This is a genomic window from Pseudomonas sp. LBUM1655 (assembly GCF_059716085.1).
The window spans coordinates 6,213,828-6,232,515 of the sequence record NZ_CP166801.1 but is presented as its reverse complement, the minus strand read 5'-3'; the positions used below and the strand labels follow the sequence as shown (position 1 = coordinate 6,232,515).

The following is an 18,688-nucleotide window of genomic DNA, read 5'->3' as shown; positions in this document are numbered from 1 at the left end:
ACCGCTCTCTCTAGTGCTATGTCGTGACTGAACACACCGTCCAGCCGACACACCTGATGATTACCGAGGATAAGAAAAATGACTATCAAGACCGCTGCTGCTGGTGCCGCTCTCGCTTTGGCTGCCGCTACCCTGTTTGCCGGTGTCGCAACCAACGCGATGGCCGCTGATGCCAACGTTCACTGCTACGGCGTGACTGCCTGCAAAGGCCAGAACGACTGCAAAACCAAAGACCACGCTTGCAAAGGCTTGGGCTCCTGCAAAGGCCAGGGTTTCAAAGCCATGACTCAAGCGGCTTGCGAAAAAGCAGGTGGCAAGGTCGGCGAATAACTGGCCGGCAAGTGCCGCCGCAGTGGCTCACGCCACTGCGGCCACTTTTAATCAGGAGTCTGCACATGTCCGCCTCTGTTCCCTTCCTCGGCTACGGCTTGGGATTGCGTAGCGCTTATTACCAGCAGATCCTCGAACAGTCGCCGGACGTGGACTGGTTTGAAGTGGTCTCCGAAAATTTCATGGTGCAGGGCGGCAAAGCCCTGTATTACCTGGACGCCATCGCCGAGCGCTATCCGCTGGTGATGCATGGCGTTTCCCTCTCCATCGGCGGGCCGCATGCCCTCGATGCGGACTATCTGAAACAACTCAAGCAACTGGCCGAACGGGTCAACCCGGCGTGGATCTCCGATCACTTGTGCTGGAGCCGCGGCAACGCCCATCAGTTGCACGATTTGCTGCCTCTGCCTTACACCCAAGAAAGTCTTGAGTACATTGCCCAGCGAGTGCGCCACGTTCAGGATGTTTTGCAGCGTCCGTTGGTGCTGGAGAACGTCTCCAGCTATGTCCGAGCCGCTTCAGATGATTTCACTGAATGGGAGTTTCTTGCTGCCCTGAGCCGGGAAAGCGGCTGCCAGTTGCTGCTGGACGTCAACAATGTCTACGTCAGCTCACGCAATCACGGCTTCGATCCGTGGACATTCATTCAAAGCCTGCCGGCGGACAAGTTGCGTCAACTGCACCTGGCGGGCCATAGCGATTACGGCGATTACGTCATCGATACCCATGACCAACCAGTGAGCGACCCCGTCTGGGCGCTGTATCAACGTACATTGGAGCACTTCGGGCCGGTGGCTACTTTGCTGGAACGTGATGATCATTTTCCGCCTTTTGAAGAGTTGCTCGATGAACTGCAGAAAGCCCGGCAGTCAGGTGACACGGTTCTGGCCGGGAGACAGCAATGCGCCTGAAAGAATGGCAATCTGCATTTGAGTCGTTTTTGCTGGATGAGGGGGCAACAGCCCATCCGCTATTGAGCACCAGCCTGATCGGCGGGCCGACACTGGATGTCGGCACCGGTCTGGCGATCTATCACAACGCCTATCTAGCGCGGTTACTGGAGGTGTTGCGCAACGATTTTCCAGCCATCTGGCACTGGATGGGCGACGAGGAATTTGACGCGCTCGCTACCGCGTACCTGCGCCAATCCCCGTCTGCGCATTACAGTCTGCGTTGGCTGGGCAAAGGCTTCGAAGGGTTTATTCGCGAGCATCTGGTGCCTGAGCAAAGTGCTCCTTTGGCTGAAATGGCAGTAGTCGAATGGGCATTCACGTTGGCTTTCGATGCGCCAGCGGGTGAGCCGTTAACCCTCGAAACAATGACGACACTGTCCGCGCAAGAATGGCCAGCGCTGCGAGTCAAACAGGCGTCTTGCGTTCAGTGGCTGGAATGCCGGTTCAATAGCTTTACCCTGTGGCGCTCAGTCAAGGAAGAAACCGATTTCCCTCCCAGCCAGCCACTTCAAATCCCCCAGATCTACCTGATCTGGCGCAACGGTCTGAGCTGTCATTACCGCAGTCTGGAATCTGCCGAGGCCAATGCCCTGAATGGCTTGGTAAACGAAGGTTGGAGTTTCGCCGAACTGTGCGCCGAGTTAGTAGTCATTTATGGAGAGGGCGCTCCACTTCAGGCCGTGACCTGGTTGAAACAGTGGGTGCAGGAGGGCCTGCTAGAGCGTCTGCAACGATAGATAAGGCTAATTAAATCGATAGCCTGCTAATTTTCCAGGATGGTCTACCCTCAGATTGGACGTCTGAAACATGGGGGATTTTCCATGCTCGTGCAACTTCCACCGGCCTTACAGAACCTGCAGCTTCCGCTTCGCCTGCGGCTCTGGGACGGCCACGAGTACAATCTGGGCCCGGCGCCCAGTGTCACCATCGTGGTCAAGGACCCGCAGATGGTCAGCCAGTTCACCCATCCAAGCCTGAACGCGCTGGGGGCGGCGTTCGTTGAAGGCAAGCTTGAACTGGAGGGCTCGATCAGCGAGGTCATCCGGGTCTGCGACGAACTGAGCAACGCTTTGCTCAATGAAGACGAAGACAATCAGCCTGTGCGGACCTTGCACGACAAGGAAACCGATGCCAAAGCCATTTCCTACCACTACGACCTGTCCAACGCGTTCTACCAGCTCTGGCTGGACAGCGACATGGCGTATTCCTGTGCCTATTTCGAGACTGGCAGCGAGTCGCTCGAACAGGCGCAGCAAGCCAAATTCCGTCATTTGTGCCGCAAGCTGCGTTTGCAGCCGGGCGATTATCTGCTGGATGTCGGTTGTGGCTGGGGCGGATTGGCGCGTTACGCTGCGCGGGAATTCGGTACCAAGGTCTTCGGCATCACACTGAGCAAGGAACAACTCGAACTGGCGCGCGAGCGCGTCAAGGCCGAAGGTCTGGAAGACCAGATCGAACTGCAATTGCTCGACTACCGCGATCTGCCGCAGGACGGCCGTTTCGATAAAGTCGTCAGCGTCGGCATGTTTGAACACGTTGGCCACGCCAACTTGGCCGAGTACTGCAAGACCCTGTTCGGCGCGGTGAAGGAGGGCGGTCTGGTGATGAACCATGGGATTACCGCCAGGCACATCGATGGCCGTCCGGTCGGGCGTGGCGCCGGGGAGTTCATCGAGAAATACGTATTCCCCAACGGTGAGTTGCCGCATCTGTCGATGATTTCCGCCGAGATCAGCGAAGCAGGCCTGGAGATTGTCGACGTCGAAAGTCTGCGCCTGCATTACGCCCGTACGCTGGATCACTGGAGTGAGCGGCTGGAGGACAACCTCGAAGCGGCCGGCAAACTGGTGCCCGATCAGGCGCTACGGATCTGGCGGCTGTACTTGGCCGGTTGTGCTTACGCGTTCGCGCACGGCTGGATCAACCTGCACCAGATCCTTGCGGTGAAAGCACACGCCGATGGCAGCCATGAACTGCCATGGACACGCGACGATATCTACCATCCTTGATGGTTTTTCAGAGAATCGGCGAGATCAGCCGGGCGATCCGCATGCCGACTTGTTGCAGGCGGTGGACCTCCCGGCTTTCTTCTTTGGCGATCTCGTAGGCTTGCTCGAAATCCTGTTTGAGCATGTGTTCCACGCTGGCAGCGAAGTCGCTGTCGACGGTCAGCAGCATCACTTCGAAATTCAGCCGGAACGAACGATTGTCCAGATTGGCGCTGCCGATCGCGCTGATCTCGCTGTCGATCAACACCACTTTCTGATGCAGGAAACCGGGCTCGTAACGGAACACCCGCACGCCTGCACGCACAGCCTCAAAGGCATATAGGCTGGACGCGGCGTAGACGATGCGGTGATCGGGTCGCGACGGCAGCAACAGGCGCACATCGACACCGCGCAACACCGCCAGACGCAACGCCGCAAACACTGCTTCATCCGGAATGAAGTAAGGGCTGGTGATCCACACCCGCTCTGTCGCTGCGTGAATGGCTTCGACAAAGAACAGCGAACAGGTTTCGTAGGCGTCTGCAGGGCCAGTGGCGAGCAATTGGCAGAGCACGCCGTCGTCCGGGTATTCGTCCGGCAGGATCAGCGGCGGCAACGTGCGCGCGGCCCAGAACCAGTCTTCGGCAAAGGATTCCTGCATGCACGCTACTACCGGGCCGCGCACTTTTACGTGAGTGTCGCGCCACGGTGCCAGCGGCGGTTTCTCGCCCATGTATTCATCGCCGACGTTGTGCCCGCCGACAAACCCGACCACGCCATCGACCACGACGATTTTGCGGTGATTGCGGAAGTTGACCTGGAAGCGATTGAGCCAGCCGCTGCGCGTGGCAAACGCTTTGACCTCGACGCCGCCATCACGCAGCGCCTGCACATAACTGTGGGGCAGGGCGTGGCTGCCGATACGGTCGTAGAGCAGGTGAATCGTCACGCCTTCGGCAGCTTTCTTCAGCAACAAGTCACGCAGGCGTTGGCCAAGGCGATCGTCATGGATGATGAAGAACTGGATCAGCACTGCTTCCTTCGCTTGATCGATGGCCTGGAAAATCGCGTTGAACGTCTCGGTGCCGTTCAGCAGCAACTGGACTTCGTTGTTCGCCAGACACGGCATGCGCCCCAGTTTTGGCATCGCACGCAAGGAGGCGTAGGCATTCGAGGCGCGCGCGGTCAGCGCTTCTTCCACCCACGGGCGCCAGTTCAGCTCGGAAATGGCCAGGCGCATCTGCTCGTTGGCCTGTCGGCGCGCCTTGATGTAGCCATCGAAGGTGCTGCGACCGAACACCAGGTACGGAATAAGCGTCAGGTAAGGAATGAAGATCAGCGACAATGCCCAGGCGATCGAGCCTTGCGCCGTGCGCACCGTCAGCACCGCATGTATGGCAGCGATCAAGCCGAGGGTGTGTATAAGGGCGATCAAATAACCGAAAATGTGCGGTCCAAAATAATCCATGGGGCAGCCTTGCTCCGCAAGATTTTGATGCCTTAACAGACCATGTTCTGTGGCGAATGTCGCTATTTAATTGGCGCATGAACCGAAGCAATCGGCCGACGTCTAACGGCCACTACTGATCAGGAGTTTCTCGATGAACGTTCGTCTGCTGGGTTTGGCGTTGGGCCTGGGTTTGGCATTGCCGGTGATTGCGCAGGCGCAAATGCTGCAGCCGGGGTTGTGGGAAATGACGTCGAGTAATGTGAAAGTCGATGACCAGCCAATGGATGTGCAATCGATCCTGGGTCAGCTTCAAGGCCAGATGACGCCGCAGCAACGGGCGGCGCTGGAGAAAAACGGCATCAATATCGGCGGCAAGGGCATCCGCGCCTGCCTGACTCCACAGCAAGTGGCGACCAACGATATTCCGTTGGCCGATCCACAATCGGGCTGTAAACAGCAGATTACCGAGCGCAGCGGTAACCAGTGGAAATTCCGCTTCAGCTGCCCGAAAGCTCAGGGTACCGGTGTGGCGACGTTCCTCAGTGATCGTGAGTTCACCACGGTTGCCAATGGCACGCTCAATGCCATTGGTATCAACCAGAAGGGCAGCCTGGAAACCCGTGCAGTGTGGCTGGGACAGGATTGCGGCACGGTCAAACCAAGAGCTTGAAAGCTTCGCGAGTAGCCTCGCTCCCACTGGTAGTGCGCTGTACCTGCGGGAGCGAGCCTGCTCGCGAAGGCATCAGCGCATAAAGCGCAGCGGCAATCCCCGACACCCCTCATTCACCTGGCCCTCGTGCCAGGCAATCTGCCCTGATACCAACGTCGTCCTTACCCGATGCCGAAAGCTTCGGCCGGCAAACGGCGTCCATCCACACTGCGACAGAACCGGTTGCCGCGACACATCCAGCATCTCTGGTTTAACCAATACCAGATCCGCCCAATACCCCTCACGCAGATAACCCCGATCCGGAATCGCAAACAGATCCGCCACTCGGTGGCTGATCTTCGCCACCAGCGTGGTGATCGGCAGCACACCCTCCGCCACGAGTTCCAGCAACGCCGGCAGGGCGTGCTGCACCAACGGCAACCCCGAGGGCGCTTCGGCATAGGGACGCTGCTTTTCGTCCCACGTATGGGGGGCATGATCACTGCCGATCACATCCAGTCGATTGCTGTTTAACGCTTCACGCAATGCATCGCGGTCGGCCTGAGTCTTGATCGCCGGATTGCATTTGATCAGGTTGCCGAGGCTTGAGTAGTCGCGATCATCGAACAACAAATGGTGCAGGCAGACCTCGGCAGTGATGTGTTTTTGCGCCAGGGGTTTGTCCTCGAACAGTTCCAGTTCACGGGCGGTAGTCAGATGTAAAACATGCAGGCGCGTGCCGTGACGTCTCGCCAGATCCACGGCCAGTGAGGAGGAGCGATAACACGCCTCGGCATTGCGAATCAGTGCATGAGCCGCAGTAGGCAGATGAATACCAAACCGTTCACGCAGGTTGGCCGCGTTGGCGTCGATACTCGGCGTGTGCTCGCAGTGGGCCAATAGAATTGTCGGTACTTCGGCGAACAGTCGTTCAAGAATCTTCGGATCATCCACCAGCATGTTGCCTGTAGACGCGCCCATGAACACTTTGACCCCGGCCACTTCATAAGGATTGAGCGCGGCAACGGTGTCGAGATTGTCCTGGCTCACGCCAAAGTGAAAAGCGTAATTGGCCACCGAACTGATTGCCGCACGGCGCTTCTTATCCGCCAGCGCTTGGAGGGTGAGGGTGGCCGGATTGGTGTTGGGCATGTCCATGAAACTGGTGATGCCACCCGCGACCGCCGCGCGGGATTCGCTATGTATGCTGCCCTTGGCCGGCGCGCCGGGTTCGCGAAAATGCACCTGGTCATCGATCATGCCCGGCAGCAGCCATTGTCCTTTGGCGTCGATTTCCACGCGCGCGGTTTCACCTTCGATGCTGCGGGCAATCTTGACGATGCGGCCATTGCTGACCAGCAAATCTGCGTCGAACTCACGCCCCTCGTTGACCAGTCTGGCGTTGCGAATTAGCACGCTGCTCATGGTTCAGAACTCGTTCTGCAGGGCTTTGTAGCCGCGCACCAGATCGACGTTGGTCCGCGCCACATCTTCGGAAAACTCCGAAGCGCTGACGCTCACCGGCGGGAATAACGAAAGGTCGGTGTTCGGCCCGATCCGGGTAGTGGAGGGCACGTAGAACGCGTCCGGCAAATCACGGCCGTCGACCACCGAGTTATGCCGCACCACGCAGCCGTCGCCGACCACGCAATTGAACAACACGCTGTTGAAGCCGATGAACACCCGGTCGCCGACCACGCAGGGGCCATGGACGATCGAGCGGTGGGCGATGGAGCTGAATTCGCCGATGGTCACCGCCGCACCGGATTTGGAGTGGATCACCACGCCGTCCTGGATATTCGAATTGGCGCCGATGGTGATCGGCTCCATGTTGCCCGAAGCGTCCACTTCGTCAGCGCGGATGACTGCGTAGGGACCGACGAAGACGTTCTCGCCAATCACCACTTTGCCGCAGATGATCGCAGTCTTGTCGACATAGGCCGACTCGGCAATTTGGGGGAGATCGCCTGAAGGATTCTTGCGGATCATGGTTGGCTCAGCGCGTTGTAAAGGGTGTTGAGGTTGTATTCGAACAGCCCGGTGAAGGTGCTGGCTGGGCCGCTCGCGGCGAGGGCATCCGAGTAGAGCGTGCCGCCGATGTGGGCGCCGCTCTCGTCGGCGATCTGTTTGAGCAGTCGTGCGTCCTTGATGTTTTCCATGAACACCGCTTTGACTTTGGCTTGGCGGATTTGGGTGATCAGCGCAGCGACTTCTGCAGCAGAAGGGTCGCGTTCTGTGGACAGACCTTGCGGGGCTATGAAGTCGATGCCGTAAGCCTGACCGAGATAACCGAACGCATCGTGGCTGGTGACAATTTTGCGGTTGCCTGCTGGCAGCGATCCGAGCTTGGCCTTGGCTTCGGCGAGCAGGGCGTAGATTTGTTTCAGGTAGGTTTTACTGTTGCGCTCGTAGTCGGCCTTATTCGTCGGATCAGCGGCGACCAGTGCCTTGGTGATGTTGGCGACGTACAACTCGGCGTTGGCCAGATTGTGCCAGGCGTGCGGGTCGGGAATGGTTTCACCGTCCTCATCGAGTGAACGTGGAATCACGCCATGGCTGGCACTGATGACTGTGGCTTGGGTGTCGGTGCTGTTCACCAGGCGATCCAGCCACGGCTCGAAACCCAAGCCGTTCTTGATGATCAGTTTGGCTTTGAGCAGCGCTTTGGCGTCGTCCGGGGTCGGCTCATAGGTGTGAGCGTCAGCGTCAGGCCCGACCATGTTGATGATCTGAATATGCTCGCCGCCGACCTGATGCACCATGTCGGCGAGGATGCTGAAACTGGTGACCACCGGCATTTTCTCCGCCGCCGATAAGGACATCGACAGCATCAGACTGAACAGCACGAGTAGAGCGCGCATCGGGAAACACCTCATTGGGATGTGAGCAAAGGCGGGCGGCGCAGCAGGCCATGGACCGGCCCGAACACCACGGACAGCAGATAACCCGTGCCAGCGACCAGCACGATGGCCGGGCCGCTAGGGAGCGAGTAATAGAAAGAGACGAGCAAGCCGAACCACACCGAGACGCAACCGATGATCGCCGCGATGGCAATCAGGGTCGGCAATCGGCGGCTCCAGAATCGAGAAGCGGCAGCGGGCAGCATCATCAGGCCGACCACCATCAACGCGCCGATCGCCTGGAAACCGATCACCAGATTCAGCACAACCAGGGTCAGGAATACGCCGTGGGCGAGCGGACCGAGGCGGCTCACGGTTCTTAAAAACAATGGGTCGAGGGTGTCGAGCAATAGGGGTTTGTAGATCAGCATCATCGCGATCAGGCTGAATGCCGAGACCCACAACATGCCATTGAGGGTTGGTCCGTCGACGGCCAATGCCGAGCCGAACAGTAGATGCAAGAGGTCGAGGCGTTTGCCGGCGATGCCGAGAATCAACACGCCACTGGCCAGCGATATGGGATAGATCGCCGCGAGGCTGGCGTCTTCGCGCAGGCCTGTGCGGCGGGTAATCCAGGCGGCGAGGCCGGCCATGCTCATACCCGCGGCGAGACCGCCAAAGGTCAACGCGGGCAGACTCAGCCCGGCGAACCAGAAGCCCAATGCGGCGCCGGGAAGGATGCCGTGGGCCACGGCGTCGCCGATCAGACTCATGCGCCGCAGGATCAGAAACACACCCAGTGGCGCAGTGCTGCAGGCCAATACCAGGCCACCGAGGAGGGCGCGGCGCATGAAGACGAACTCGGTGAACGGTTGCCAGAAGTGAGCGAGGGTGAGCATCAGGCCACCTGAGTGTGAGGTGACTGCTGGATGAGTTCTGCGCTGGCGCCAAATACGCAATCGCCGTTTTTGATTAACAGCGTTTTTGGGATGTGTTGGCGGACGGCGGCGAGGTCATGGCAAACCACGACCAATGTTCGACCTTCGCCATGCCATGCGTGGATGTGTTGCCATAGCAGCCGTTGGCCTAGCTCATCAAGTGCAGCATGGGCCTCGTCGAGCAGCAGCACAGGTGAGTCGGTCAGACTCAATCGAGCGAGCAGGGCACGTTGTAATTCTCCGCCGGACAGGGCCATCAGCGGACGATCTTCGAGTCCACTCAGGTGCCAGTTTTCCAGTGCCGCAGCGAGGCGTTGAGCGCGCAATTGCGTGGACAGTCGTCGTCCCCAGAAACCAGCGGCTACCAAATCTTGGAGACTGATGGGGAACTGGCGATCCAGATGCTGTTGCTGGGGGAGGAAGGACAATCCGCTTTGGCGTGGAACACTCAGGGTGACGTTGCCTGCCAATGGCTTTTGCAGTCCGGCGATGACTTTCAGCAGACTGCTTTTGCCACAGCCGTTCGCCCCGATGATTGCCGTGAGACTACCGCTGTCGAGTTCGAGACTGAGGGGGGATGTCAGCGGTTGACCGGGTGCGCCCCAACTCAATGATTGGCAGCGAATCATGCGTGCTCCCGATGCCAATGGCTTTCAGCAACGGCATCGTGTGCGTGCAAGCTTTCGGCGTGGATCACCCGCAGATGAAAAGCACTGACGCCGGGGGAGCGACGCAGTGCCAGACTCAGTCGACGCGCGGCGTCTTCGCAGAACATCAGATTCTGTCCATTGGCGAGTGCGAAGGCTTGTTCGTCAGCGCGTTTTACGGCGGTTTGGACGGCTGTTCCGAGTGCTGCTTCTGCGTCATTGATGAGTGCACTCAGCGGCAACTCATCGATGAATTCATCGAGATGAACATGCAGTTGTGCGGTGCTGCGTTGGCTGTGGGGCGTGGCGATGATGCCCTGGGTCGAACCGAGCCAAGTTAAAACGTCGGCGTGTTGTAGCGGCTTGTTTGCGAAGTCGTCGATGAATTGTTGCTGGATCAATTGTCTTGCGAGGGCTGCAGAACAAGGGCACGTCGAAGAGTAGGGCACATCGATTTTGAGTTCCACGTGGAACATTTCGTTTTTCAGACTGGCTGAAATGGTCGCTTGATACGATTTCCAACCGGCCAAAGGACTGACCAGTGCAGGCCTTTTCAGCAGAATCTCTGTGTGGATATTCAGGTACGCGTTGTTGGATAAACCTTCATGGCTATCGACGAAACGCTGGAGTACGTAACGCAGCAAAGTAGGGCAAAGGTTGTCCCGCTCAAGGGTCTCAAGTGCCAGATACAGTCGTGACATATGAATGCCGCGAGCATCGCCGTCATCAAGGCTTACACCTGCATCGACTTTGGCATTCAGCCGTTGGCTCTCTAACAAGACTGGCAAAGCGATGCCGCGCATGCCCACCCATTCGAGTGTTAACGCTTGGCGCGCAGCCTGCGCAGCGATATCCGGAAGTGTCAGCGAGTTCATGTGCGGGACCATCGTGTTGATTGAATTTGATGTTACATTATAACAATTCAAATCACGACGCATTTTTCATGAACAGGCTTTCATATTCACAGATGCCACTTGCTCAATCTGATCCTCGCCGCCGTGTTCGCTTTACCTTTCACTGTCTCAGCCGCAAAGACAAAGATCCGCAACGTGAGACTTTGGCGCTCGGCGACACGATGATTCGTTCGAACAATCAGGCACTTCCGATACTAGAGGTTCCACGTGAAACACCTGGGGATAGACTCATCCGAAGAGCGACATCGGCGACTGCGCGTTTCATGGCACAGCGAGAGAACGGTGCGGATCTGCTCGGTGCGACCAGTTTGCTAAATCTGAAGGACAAGGATCCGATGCTCGCCGGTGTGATTCTCGACATCTCAATGAACGCTACCATCGCCGTGAGTTTGCAACTGGGAAGTACGATTCTCCGCAGTCTGGCCGGCATCACCACACTGCATCAGAAGCGCGTGGAACAGCATTTCTACGCAATTTTCATCACATTTCCCAAGCGCTGCACTGATGGCAGCTTCTGACTCTTTATCTCTAAGGGGCAAGAGCAAGGCTGGCTAATTTAAGTTGTTATACTATAACATTAATTTGAGCTAAGCCTGATTCAGCCGATTTCAAGCGTTTACCTTCTACGAACCGTCGTATGAAGCCCAGAACGTCACGCGCTACGCAAAAGTGCAGATCGGCTGCTACCTGAAGAGGATTACCCAATGTCAGCCGAACTGCCCGTCACCGTTCTTTCCGGATTTCTCGGCGCTGGAAAAAGTACACTTTTGAATTACGTACTACGTAATCGCAAGGGATTGCGCGTAGCGGTCATCGTCAACGATATGAGCGAGATCAACATTGATGGCAGCGAAGTTCAGCGCGATGTCAGCCTGAACCGCGCCCAAGAGAAACTCGTGGAAATGAGTAACGGTTGTATCTGCTGTACGTTACGCGAAGACTTGCTCGAAGAAGTCAGCAAGCTCGCTCGCGATGGTCGCTTCGATTACTTGCTGATCGAGTCCACCGGTATCTCCGAGCCACTGCCGGTGGCAGAGACCTTCACCTTTCGCGATGAACAGGGACAAAGCCTCGCCGACATCGCGCGCCTCGACACCATGGTCACTGTAGTCGACGGCGTGAATTTCCTGCTCGACTACCAGGCTGCCGAAAGCCTCGCCTCTCGCGGTGAAACCCTGGGCGAAGAGGACGAACGCTCCATCACCGATTTGCTGATCGAGCAGATCGAGTTTGCCGATGTACTGCTCATCAGCAAGATCGATCTGATCAGCCAACATGAGCGTGAAGAGCTGATCGCCATCCTCAAACGTCTCAACGCACACGCCGAAATCATCCCGATGGTGATGGGTGAAGTGCCGCTGGAGAAGATCCTCAACACCGGCCGTTTCGACTTCGAGAAAGCCGCGCAAGCGCCCGGTTGGTTGCAGGAATTGCGCGGCGAGCACGTCGCGGAAACCGAGGAGTACGGCATCGCCTCAACGGCCTACCGCGCGCGCCGGCCCTTTCACCCGCAGCGTTTCTTCAGCTTCATCGACCGCCCATGGCTGAACGGGAAACTGTTGCGCTCCAAAGGTTTCTTCTGGCTGGCGAGCAAGCCTACAGATGCGGGCAGTTGGTCGCAGGCCGGCGGTTTGATGCGCCATGGTTTTGCCGGGCGCTGGTGGCGTTTCGTGCCGAAAAACCAGTGGCCGCAGGATCAGGAAAGTACCCAGGCGATCATGGAAAACTGGACGCCGAGCGTAGGCGACTGCCGCCAGGAGTTGGTATTCATCGGCCAAAACATCAATTTCCTACAGCTCTCTGCCGAACTGGATGGTTGTCTGCTGACCGACGATGAAATGGCGATCGGTGTTGAAGGCTGGCGATTGCTGCTGGATCCGTTCGGCCCTTGGCACGAAGAGGCCGCCTGATGCTCGCATTGAAACTCCAGCAAAACCGCACACGCCATCAGCATCAAGGGCCGACGCCCGAGGTGCTGACACGAATCCTAGAGGACGACACCAACCTCGCCGTCTGGCAGCGACAACTGCCGCTGCACATCGCCGATTTCGCTCACTTGCTGCTGTCACTCAACGAGCCTCTGGCCGAGTCGCGCTGCCTGGAGTTATTCGACGAGGAGGCAGAGCCGGATCTTACCGGGCTAGCCTTGGGATTTCGCGATCTGCAAGGCTATGACGGCTTTATCGCTGATGTGAAATGGCTCGTGAGCGCCTTCGCGTGCCTGCTCGGCGCCCGGCGGATCGGCCTGCGCCTGCGGGTGTTGGATAAAGCCATGTGCCCACGCTTTCACGTCGATCATGTGCCGGTGCGCCTGATCACCACCTACGCGGGAGTCGGCAGCCAGTGGCTCAGGGAAGGCGCAATGGATCGTCAGCAACTGGGCCAGGCCAATGCCGAGCCTCAGGAAGCAGGGCAGATCCAGCAGCTCAAAAGCGCTGATGTGGCGTTATTGAAAGGCGAAAAATGGCACGGCAATGAAGGCTTCGGCCTGATCCATCGCTCGCCGCAACTCGCTCACGATGAGCGTCGACTGATCCTGACCCTCGACTGGCTCGGCTAACGGCTCAAGGCTTGAGCCAAGCACCCTGGCTCTGGCCTTCGCAGTAAGGTTTCAGATACGCGGCATCGGTGGCAACGCCGTAATAGTGGATGTCCTGGCGATAGGGCATATTGGCGACTTGCGCGTTGCTGCACACGCCGAAAGCTCCGGTCGGGCATTGATCGACGTACTGCACGTCGACTTTCTGCCCGGCTAGTGTGGGCTGGCAAAAGCCGTCGTTGAACAGCTTTTCCGGGATGTTGCGGTTTTGCTGGCAGACTTTGACGTCGAGCCGCTCGCCCTGACTGTGCACCACGCAGGCCTGGGCCAACACTTCGCTCGACATCATCATTAACAGCAACGACCATCCCATCCAACGCATCTTCAACCTCCTCAGAAGCTTTCCTCAGAAAATACCCACCATGTTGCAGAACATTCCTACTCATGTCATTGCAGGCCCGTTAGGCGCCGGCAAGACCAGCCTGATCCGCCATCTCATGGCGCAACGGCCGGAAGGCGAGCGCTGGGCGGTGCTGATTAATGAGTTCGGCCAGATCGGCCTCGACGCCGCACTGCTGACCCGCGACGGCGATGGTATCGCACTGGGCGAAGTGGCCGGGGGCTGCTTGTGTTGCGTCAATGGCGCGCCGTTTCAGATCGGCCTCGGGCGGTTGCTGCGCAAGGCCAGGCCGGATCGGCTGTTTATCGAGCCATCCGGGCTGGGCCATCCGGCGCAATTACTCAAGCAACTGAGTGAAGCGCCATGGCAGGGCGTACTCGCCATACAGCCGTGTGTGCTGGTGTTAGATGCCCAGTCGCTCAACGCGGGGAAAGCGCTGCCAGCTGCGCAACAGCAAGCGATGGCGAGCGCCGGTTTGTTGTTGCTGAACAAGGCTGAAAGCCTGGATGACGTCGCTCGACAAAAAATATCCAGTCGGTTGCCACCGGTCAGGCTGATCTGGACGCAACAGGCGCAACTGTCCTTGAGCGAACTGCCAGGTCTGGCCATTCAAGCGGTGGCGGGTGTGGATAACTGGGTCGTGCCCAAAGGATTGGCGCAGATGCCGACGGTCTGGAGCGATCCGACGCAACCCATTTGCCTGAGTCAGGCGCAGGAGGGCGGTTGGAGTATCGGATGGCGCTGGCATCCGAGCCAGCAGTTAGACATGCATCGAATGGCCGTTTGGCTTGAAAGCCTTGTGTGGGCAAGGGCCAAACTGGTTATCCACAGCGCGGACGGCTGGGTTTCGGCGAATGCGCTGGATAACTCAACGCTGAACTGGACAGCCAGCGAATGGCGAAAGGACTCGCGGATCGAGCTGATCTTCGCCGATCCGCAAAATATCGACCAATTACAGGCTGGACTGGCGCAGTGCCGGATTCAGGCAGGCTGACTCACGGCTTCCACTTGGTATGTTCCTGCCGCCACTGACTGAGCTCGATCACTTCAGCCCGAGGCTTATGCACCTCAACCACTGGCGGCGTGTCGTCGAATGGGACCGGGTAGGGCGCCAGTTCGATCTGCGCGCTATGGGCGCCGAATTGGGTGATGGTGCCGTTGTGTCGGGTTTCGCCGGTCACGGTGAATTCGAAGTTATAGACCCGCGCCAGGCGTCGCCGACCACTGGCATCCTTGATCAAACCAATTTTCTTCAACGCGACGTTACCGTCCAGCAGCTCGACGCCGACGTTGGTGCAATGCTGTTTGACCCGCTCCAGCGCCCGCTCGCGCAAGCCGTGGTTGTGCCAAAGCCAAGCGCCGGCAGCAGCGAACAGCATCAACACGAAGATGTTTTCGAGGGTCAGCATCAACAAGGGACTCCAAAAGATAGCGTCAGCTTAACTGCGTCGCCGGTCTGTCGTACAGGCTGCGTTTCGTCGCATACTGCGCGGCTTGAATTTCAATCGTTTTACGGAAAACCCGAATGAAACGTACGCCTCATCTGCTCGCCATTCAGTCCCATGTGGTGTTCGGCCACGCCGGTAACAGCGCCGCTGTATTTCCGATGCAGCGGGTCGGGGTGAATGTCTGGCCGCTCAACACCGTGCAGTTTTCCAACCACACCCAGTACGGCCAATGGACCGGCGAAGTGCTGGCGCCGCAACAGATTCCCGAGCTGGTCGAAGGCATTGCGGCCATTGGTGAGCTGGGCAACTGTGACGCGGTGCTATCCGGTTATCTGGGTAACGCAGCGCAGGGTCGGGCGATTCTCAGCGGCGTTGCACGCATCAAGTCGGTCAACCCGAAGGCTCTCTATCTGTGCGACCCGGTGATGGGCCACCCGGAGAAGGGTTGCAGCGTGCCGGCCGAGGTCAGTGATTTCTTGCTGGAAGAAGCAGCGGCTGTGGCCGACTTCATGTGCCCGAACCAACTGGAGCTGGACAGCTTTTCCGGGCGCAAGCCGCAATCGTTGTTCGATTGCCTGGCGATGGCGCGGGCGCTGCTGGCGCGCGGACCGAAAGCGGTGCTGGTCAAGCATCTGGACTACCCGGGCAAACCGGCGGAGGCTTTCGAGATGCTGTTGGTGACTGCCGAGGGCAGTTGGCATCTGCGCCGCCCGTTGCTGGCGTTTCCGCGTCAACCGGTGGGTGTGGGCGATCTGACGTCCGGCCTGTTTCTGGCGCGGGTGCTGCTGGGCGACAGTCTGGTAGCCGCGTTCGAGTTCACGGCGGCAGCGGTGCATGAGGTGCTGCTGGAGACCCAGGCGTGCGCCAGTTATGAGCTGCAACTGGTGCGGGCGCAGGATCGTATTGCGCATCCGCGGGTGAAGTTCGAGGCTACGCCGATCAGTCTGTAACCAGCTAAAAGCGAAAAGATCGCAGCCTGCGGCAGCTCCTACAGGGTGGACGTCAATCCTCTGTAGGAGCTGCCGCAGGCTGCGATCTTTTGCTTTTGATCTTAGGCGTCGCCTTTTATTTCCTGATAACGCTTTTCCAGCTCCTGGCGAATCTGCCGGCGCTGCTGGGCCTGCATATAGCGGCGTTTGTCTTCGCTGTTCTGCGGCTGCAGTGGCGGCACTGGAGCCGGTTTACGCTGATCGTCGACCGCGACCATGGTGAAAAAGCAGCTGTTGGTATGGCGCACCGAGCGCTCGCGGATGTTCTCGGTCACCACTTTGATACCGACTTCCATCGAGGTGTTGCCGGTGTAGTTGACCGACGCCAGAAAGGTTACCAGTTCGCCGACATGAATCGGCTCGCGGAAAATCACCTGATCCACCGACAGCGTCACCACGTAGCGGCCGGCATAACGGCTCGCGCAGGCGTAGGCCACTTCGTCGAGGTATTTGAGCAGGGTGCCGCCGTGGACATTGCCAGAGAAGTTGGCCATGTCGGGGGTCATCAGTACCGTCATCGACAGCTGGGCGTTTCCGGGTTCCATAACGTTCTCACGGATCAAGGCGGGTTTGCTGGAAGCACCTCTGCGGGTGCCTGGTCGCTTTTCAAAAGTACCGTTATCGGGACGCCGGGCGACGGGCCGCCGTCACGCCGGGATCGATCTGTTTCCTTATATTGCACCGCCTTCCTGCCGGAAGTCGCGGTGTTACCCTGCAAAAGCCCGCCTCAAGGGCAATTCCCACACGAAAAGCGGATTTTTACCCAGCTCGCTCAGACTTTTCTGATGTCTGACTGCGAGCCTCGTCATTCAAGGAGCCCACGCCATGCATGCCATCAGTTTTATTCAGGACCTGGCAGTGATCATGTTGGTCGCGGGTGTGGTGACCGTCCTGTTTCATCGCTTCAAGCAACCAGTGGTGCTTGGCTACATCGTCGCCGGGTTTATCATCGGCCCGCACACCCCGCCGTTCGGCCTCATCCACGACGAAGAAACCATCAAGACCCTCGCCGAGCTGGGGGTGATCTTCCTGATGTTCTGCCTTGGCCTGGAGTTCAGCTTGCGCAAGCTGTTCAAGGTCGGTGCCACGGCATTTATCGCGGCGTTCCTCGAAATCGTGCTGATGATCTGGATCGGCTACGAAATCGGCCGCTGGTTCGACTGGAACACCATGGATTCGCTGTTCCTCGGCGCGATCCTGGCGATTTCCTCGACCACCATCATCGTCAAGGCGCTCAACGATCTGAAGATGAAGAACGAGCGCTTCGCGCAGTTGATCTTCGGTGTATTGATCGTCGAGGACATCCTCGGCATCGGCATCATCGCCTTGCTGTCGAGTATCGCGGTCAGCGGCACTGTTAGCTCCGGCGAAGTATTTTCCACGGTCGGCAAGCTGTCGCTGTTCATGATTGTCGCGCTGGTGATTGGCATTCTGCTGGTGCCGCGTCTGTTGGCTTACGTGGCGAAATTCGAAAGCAACGAGATGCTGCTGATCACCGTATTGGGCCTGTGTTTCGGTTTCTGCCTGTTGGTGGTCAAGCTCGAATACAGCATGGTGCTGGGGGCGTTCCTGATTGGCGCGATCATGGCCGAGTCGCGGCAACTGCTGAAGATCGAGCGGCTGATCGAGCCGGTTCGAGACCTGTTCAGTGCAATCTTCTTCGTCGCCATTGGCCTGATGCTCGACCCGATGATTCTCCTGCAATACGCGTGGCCGATCGCGGTGATCACCGTCGCCGTGGTGCTCGGCAAGATTCTGTCCTGCGGCCTTGGTGCCTTTATCGCCGGCAATGACGGACGGACCTCACTGCGGGTAGGGATGGGGCTGTCACAGATTGGCGAATTTTCCTTCATCATCGCCGCGCTGGGCATGACCTTGCAGGTCACCAGCAACTTCCTCTATCCGGTGGCCGTGGCAGTGTCGGTGATCACCACACTGCTGACGCCGTACCTGATTCGCGCGGCGGATCCGCTGTCGATCAAGCTGTCTGCCGCCATGCCCAAGCCTCTCGCACGGGTATTCGGAATGTACGGCGAATGGCTGCGCAGCATCCAGCCGCAAGGCGAGGGCGCCATGCTGGCGTCGATGATCCGGCGGATTCTGTTGCAGGTCGGGGTCAATCTGGCGCTGGTGATTGCGATCTTCTTCGCCGGTGCGTATTTCGCCGAGCGCATCTCGCTGTCGCTGCAAGACTGGATCAGTGATTCGAGCTGGCAGAAGGCGTTGATCTGGGGCGGGGCATTGCTGGTGTCGCTGCCGTTCTTGATCGCCGCCTATCGCAAGCTCAAGGCGCTGTCGATGCTGCTGGCGGAAATGGGCGTGAAGCCGGAGATGGCCGGGCGGCACACGCAGCGAGTGCGTCGGGTCATCTCAGAAGTGATCCCGATTCTCTCGCTGCTGGTGATTTTCCTGCTGCTGGCAGCCTTGTCGGCCAGTATCTTGCCGACCAACAAGTTGCTGGTGCTGATCGCCGTGGTCGCGGCCGCTGTGGCGGCGCTGCTCTGGCGATGGTTCATCCGCGTGCACACGCGGATGCAGGTGGCCTTGCTGGAAACCCTCGACAACCACAAGGAGTCGTCGGGCCACTGACCAACCGGGGCGTT

At 58.5% G+C, this 18,688-nt stretch carries 20 protein-coding genes and 1 pseudogene; 11 read left to right on the top strand and 10 right to left on the bottom strand.

The window, feature by feature from the left end:
* The first annotated feature begins 78 nt into the window (after nucleotides 1-78).
* The 4 genes from bufA2 (at nucleotide 79) to cfaB (ending at nucleotide 3,292) form a co-directional block, all read left to right on the top strand.
* Nucleotides 79-330 carry a BufA2 family periplasmic bufferin-type metallophore gene (bufA2, locus tag ACA074_RS28160; RefSeq protein WP_401266721.1) on the top strand — a complete coding sequence of 84 codons (252 nt, stop codon included), beginning with the start codon at nucleotides 79-81 and terminating at the stop codon, nucleotides 328-330.
* Nucleotides 331-395: 65 nt separating this feature from the next.
* On the top strand, nucleotides 396-1,241 hold the full coding sequence (bufB, locus tag ACA074_RS28155) for an MNIO family bufferin maturase (RefSeq protein ID WP_187677202.1): 846 nt from the start codon (nucleotides 396-398) through the stop codon (nucleotides 1,239-1,241).
* Nucleotides 1,232-2,020, top strand: a complete 789-nt coding sequence (locus ACA074_RS28150; protein WP_497678188.1) for an HvfC/BufC family peptide modification chaperone — start codon at nucleotides 1,232-1,234, stop codon at nucleotides 2,018-2,020. Before bufB ends, ACA074_RS28150 begins: the two co-directional genes overlap by 10 nt.
* An 84-nt stretch (nucleotides 2,021-2,104) precedes the next feature.
* The gene (gene cfaB, locus ACA074_RS28145) at nucleotides 2,105-3,292 is read left to right on the top strand and encodes a C17 cyclopropane fatty acid synthase CfaB (RefSeq protein ID WP_497678187.1); all 1,188 of its coding nucleotides are present in this window, start codon (nucleotides 2,105-2,107) and stop codon (nucleotides 3,290-3,292) included.
* 7 nt (nucleotides 3,293-3,299) lie between these two features.
* Here cfaB and cls read toward each other — a convergent pair whose 3' ends face one another.
* Nucleotides 3,300-4,739 carry a cardiolipin synthase gene (gene cls / locus ACA074_RS28140; RefSeq protein WP_497678186.1) on the bottom strand — a complete coding sequence of 480 codons (1,440 nt, stop codon included), beginning with the start codon at nucleotides 4,737-4,739 and terminating at the stop codon, nucleotides 3,300-3,302.
* A 133-nt stretch (nucleotides 4,740-4,872) separates the two neighbouring features.
* Between cls and ACA074_RS28135 the strand changes: the two genes are divergently transcribed.
* On the top strand, nucleotides 4,873-5,391 hold the full coding sequence (locus tag ACA074_RS28135; RefSeq protein ID WP_497678185.1) for a DUF3617 domain-containing protein: 519 nt from the start codon (nucleotides 4,873-4,875) through the stop codon (nucleotides 5,389-5,391).
* Between the two features lie 72 nt (nucleotides 5,392-5,463).
* Here ACA074_RS28135 and ACA074_RS28130 read toward each other — a convergent pair whose 3' ends face one another.
* Genes ACA074_RS28130 through folE2 form a run of 6 tightly spaced genes read right to left on the bottom strand, consistent with a single transcriptional unit; the run spans nucleotide 5,464 to nucleotide 10,670 of the window.
* A complete protein-coding gene (locus ACA074_RS28130) occupies nucleotides 5,464-6,795 on the bottom strand; it encodes a dihydroorotase (protein WP_497678184.1) in 1,332 nt (443 codons plus the stop codon).
* Nucleotides 6,796-6,798: 3 nt separating this feature from the next.
* Entirely contained in the window at nucleotides 6,799-7,359 is a 561-nt protein-coding gene (locus ACA074_RS28125; protein ID WP_187677196.1) for a gamma carbonic anhydrase family protein, read from the bottom strand.
* Nucleotides 7,356-8,231, bottom strand: coding sequence for a metal ABC transporter substrate-binding protein (locus tag ACA074_RS28120; protein WP_497678183.1), 876 nt, complete (start codon nucleotides 8,229-8,231; stop codon nucleotides 7,356-7,358). The genes ACA074_RS28125 and ACA074_RS28120 overlap by 4 nt, the downstream gene beginning before the upstream one ends.
* Nucleotides 8,232-8,242: 11 nt before the next feature.
* Entirely contained in the window at nucleotides 8,243-9,109 is an 867-nt protein-coding gene (locus tag ACA074_RS28115; RefSeq protein ID WP_497678182.1) for a metal ABC transporter permease, read from the bottom strand.
* Nucleotides 9,109-9,777: a metal ABC transporter ATP-binding protein gene (locus ACA074_RS28110; protein ID WP_497678181.1), complete on the bottom strand. Its 669-nt coding sequence runs from the start codon at nucleotides 9,775-9,777 to the stop codon at nucleotides 9,109-9,111. Before ACA074_RS28110 ends, ACA074_RS28115 begins: the two co-directional genes overlap by 1 nt.
* Complete coding sequence (gene folE2, locus ACA074_RS28105) at nucleotides 9,774-10,670, bottom strand: GTP cyclohydrolase FolE2 (RefSeq protein WP_187677192.1); 897 nt, start codon at nucleotides 10,668-10,670, stop codon at nucleotides 9,774-9,776. Before folE2 ends, ACA074_RS28110 begins: the two co-directional genes overlap by 4 nt.
* 278 nt (nucleotides 10,671-10,948) lie before the next feature.
* On the opposite strand from folE2, the pseudogene ACA074_RS28100 reads away from it, so the two are divergent.
* The 3 genes and pseudogenes from ACA074_RS28100 to ACA074_RS28090 all read left to right on the top strand — a co-directional run.
* Nucleotides 10,949-11,185 (top strand): annotated as a pseudogene (locus ACA074_RS28100) (N-acetylmuramoyl-L-alanine amidase); the annotation flags it as partial.
* Between the two features lie 228 nt (nucleotides 11,186-11,413).
* The gene (zigA, locus tag ACA074_RS28095) at nucleotides 11,414-12,619 is read left to right on the top strand and encodes a zinc metallochaperone GTPase ZigA (RefSeq protein ID WP_497678180.1); all 1,206 of its coding nucleotides are present in this window, start codon (nucleotides 11,414-11,416) and stop codon (nucleotides 12,617-12,619) included.
* The gene (locus ACA074_RS28090; protein WP_497678179.1) at nucleotides 12,619-13,269 is read left to right on the top strand and encodes a DUF1826 domain-containing protein; all 651 of its coding nucleotides are present in this window, start codon (nucleotides 12,619-12,621) and stop codon (nucleotides 13,267-13,269) included. Before zigA ends, ACA074_RS28090 begins: the two co-directional genes overlap by 1 nt.
* 4 nt (nucleotides 13,270-13,273) lie before the next feature.
* Here ACA074_RS28090 and ACA074_RS28085 read toward each other — a convergent pair whose 3' ends face one another.
* A complete protein-coding gene (locus tag ACA074_RS28085; protein WP_497678178.1) occupies nucleotides 13,274-13,630 on the bottom strand; it encodes an NADH:ubiquinone oxidoreductase in 357 nt (118 codons plus the stop codon).
* A 40-nt stretch (nucleotides 13,631-13,670) separates the two neighbouring features.
* Here ACA074_RS28085 and ACA074_RS28080 point away from each other — a divergent pair, with 40 nt between their 5' ends.
* Nucleotides 13,671-14,642: a CobW family GTP-binding protein gene (locus ACA074_RS28080; RefSeq protein WP_497678177.1), complete on the top strand. Its 972-nt coding sequence runs from the start codon at nucleotides 13,671-13,673 to the stop codon at nucleotides 14,640-14,642.
* A gap of 1 nt (nucleotide 14,643) precedes the next feature.
* On the opposite strand, the gene ACA074_RS28075 is transcribed toward ACA074_RS28080, so the two are convergent.
* Complete coding sequence (locus ACA074_RS28075; RefSeq protein ID WP_497678176.1) at nucleotides 14,644-15,057, bottom strand: DUF3301 domain-containing protein; 414 nt, start codon at nucleotides 15,055-15,057, stop codon at nucleotides 14,644-14,646.
* A gap of 116 nt (nucleotides 15,058-15,173) precedes the next feature.
* Between ACA074_RS28075 and pdxY the strand changes: the two genes are divergently transcribed.
* Nucleotides 15,174-16,046 (top strand): pyridoxal kinase PdxY, encoded by an 873-nt coding sequence (pdxY, locus tag ACA074_RS28070; protein WP_401266685.1) that lies wholly within the window; start codon nucleotides 15,174-15,176, stop codon nucleotides 16,044-16,046.
* A 101-nt stretch (nucleotides 16,047-16,147) separates the two neighbouring features.
* On the opposite strand, the gene ACA074_RS28065 is transcribed toward pdxY, so the two are convergent.
* On the bottom strand, nucleotides 16,148-16,630 hold the full coding sequence (locus tag ACA074_RS28065; RefSeq protein ID WP_041073853.1) for an acyl-CoA thioesterase: 483 nt from the start codon (nucleotides 16,628-16,630) through the stop codon (nucleotides 16,148-16,150).
* A 280-nt stretch (nucleotides 16,631-16,910) separates the two neighbouring features.
* On the opposite strand from ACA074_RS28065, the gene ACA074_RS28060 reads away from it, so the two are divergent.
* Nucleotides 16,911-18,674, top strand: a complete 1,764-nt coding sequence (locus tag ACA074_RS28060; RefSeq protein WP_187677185.1) for a cation:proton antiporter — start codon at nucleotides 16,911-16,913, stop codon at nucleotides 18,672-18,674.
* Nucleotides 18,675-18,688: the final 14 nt, after the last annotated feature.